This is a genomic window from Candidatus Pelagibacter communis, assembly GCF_001180205.1.
Lineage (GTDB): Bacteria > Pseudomonadota > Alphaproteobacteria > Pelagibacterales > Pelagibacteraceae > Pelagibacter > Pelagibacter ubique_O.
Genome location: NZ_CVSU01000063.1, coordinates 1 through 2,005, shown reverse-complemented (window position 1 = coordinate 2,005; position 2,005 = coordinate 1). Strand labels below are relative to the sequence as shown.

Sequence of the window (2,005 nt, the reverse complement as noted above, 5' to 3'; positions counted from 1 at the left end):
CCCCATAGTAAATTTTAGCCTTTTACAACTTCTCTTGTATTTGCGTTGAAAGACTCTTTGAATGGAATATCCACAACCACAGCATCTACAGGTGTTCCCGGAGTGTCTAAGTATTTTTCAGGAAGATGAACTTTAAACTTAGTTCCAACTTTTCCTTTTGGAAATCCATTAGGGTTTAAAGTTCCATCAAATGGAACATAACCCATAGCAATATTAGTTTTCTTTTCTGGATGCCACCATGGTGAAGTAATAAATCCAACTGGATCTCCACCACTTTCTGGTGAAACTAACCAAAAATCAGGCGCATAATCATCAATAGGTTTACCACCCAACTCCATTCCAACTAATTGAAGTTTATATGGTTTTTGACCAGCTTTTATATCTGCTTTCATTTTCTCTAAAGCAGCTTTGCCAACATAGTCAGCCTTTTTATTCCATTCGCCTTTACCAGATAATGAAACTTGATAACCTAAATTACATTGAAACGGATTATGCTGTTGATCCATGTCTTGCCCCCAAGAAAGAATTCCTGCTTGTATTCTTCTATGGTGTGCAGGCGCAATAACCATTAAGTTATGTTTTTTTCCTGCATCCAGTACAGCATTCCACATATCTTCAGCATATAAAGTTGCATTTCTTAAGTATATCTCATAACCAGCTTCTCCTGAAAAACCAGATTGAGAAATCACACAACTTCTTCCACCAATTTTTGCTTCTGCTAATCCATAAAAAGGCATATTATCAAAATCAACTTGGTCTCCACAAAGATCTTTCATTAAAGCTTTTGATTTAGGACCCTGAATTTGTACTGGACATGCATCAATTTCTTCAATTTTACAATTAAATCTTCCATCTGCATTTACACCTTGTAAATACATTCCAATATCAGAGTCTGATAATGAAAACCAGAACTCATCTTCTGAAATTCTTAAAAGAATTGGATCATTTAAAACTCCACCATAAGCATTACACAAGATTACATATCTTGCTCTCATAGGAGAAATTTTTGTTGCATCTCTAGTTATAACGTAATCAGTAAATTTTTCTGCATCAGGACCTTTAACTCTTATTTGTCTTTCAACAGCAACGTTCCACATTGTTACGTGGTTTACGATTGCATCGTATTCAACCATAGCTCCACCATCTTCAGGTTTTACATAACCTCTTGGGTGATAAATTCGATTGTATACAGTTGCTCTCCAGCAGCCTGCCTGCATTGATAAATGCCAATAAGGTGACTTTCTTACCCTTGTTGAAATTAATAATTCAACTTTAGTTGGCCCACTTTGTCTTAAATTGTATGGTACTTCTCTATCAGATTGATCAACAGAAGTAACATGTTGTACTTTAGTATAGTCAAATTCTTTAGACATAACTATTCTCCTTCAACCACTTGTTAGTTTCCTTCAAGCCGCCGAATGTATAAATGTGGAAGTTATCAGTATGCGATTTAACTTTCCCAATTAAATCATTAGGGTCTTTAGGTTTCAATAAATCTAATGCCTTACTAAAATTAGATTTAAGAAAGTTTAAGGAATTTTTTGCCCCCACAATATTAGCAAATTTAATTAAGCTAGATATTTTTAATGGCCCAGTAATTCCCACATGCACTGGTACGCTTTGTTTAGAAATAAAATCTATAATAGGCTGAGGATCAAGTAACCACTGAGTTACAATATAATCAGCATAAGGCTTTTTATCTATCATAGCTTTTTCTAATTCTGAGTCGGATATATCAGGACTCCCCTCTGGGTGTCCAGCAATTCCTATTTTCATTTTTTCAAAATAACCTGTTTCTAGAAGTTGAAATGAACTATCAAATTTACCAGCAGGCTCTCTTCCACCACCTATAATTAAAGCTTGTTTAACTCCACCATCCTTACATCTTGAGACATAATCTTTAAGTTCGTTTTCATCCTTCATTGATCTCGCTGGAAAATGAGGCACTGGATTAAAACCTTTTTTTACTAGCTCTATGGCTTTTTCAGCTGTCTCTTTATAGTCT

At 34.9% G+C, this 2,005-nt stretch carries 2 protein-coding genes; both read right to left on the bottom strand.

The features are described from left to right. Positions 1–14: 14 nt before the first annotated feature. Positions 15–1,373, bottom strand: a complete 1,359-nt coding sequence (locus tag AMO08_RS02645; protein WP_075484876.1) for an aminomethyltransferase family protein — start codon at positions 1,371–1,373, stop codon at positions 15–17. Then, positions 1,366–2,005, bottom strand: a 640-nt coding sequence (locus AMO08_RS02640; RefSeq protein WP_075484874.1) for a methylenetetrahydrofolate reductase, incomplete at its 5' end; no start/stop codon positions are given. The genes AMO08_RS02645 and AMO08_RS02640, both read right to left, overlap by 8 nt.

Excerpts from the sequence above, each read along its gene's own strand:
- AMO08_RS02645 (WP_075484876.1), bottom strand. The coding sequence starts at position 1,373 with ATGTCTAAAGAATTTGACTATACTAAAGTACAACATGTTACTTCTGTT.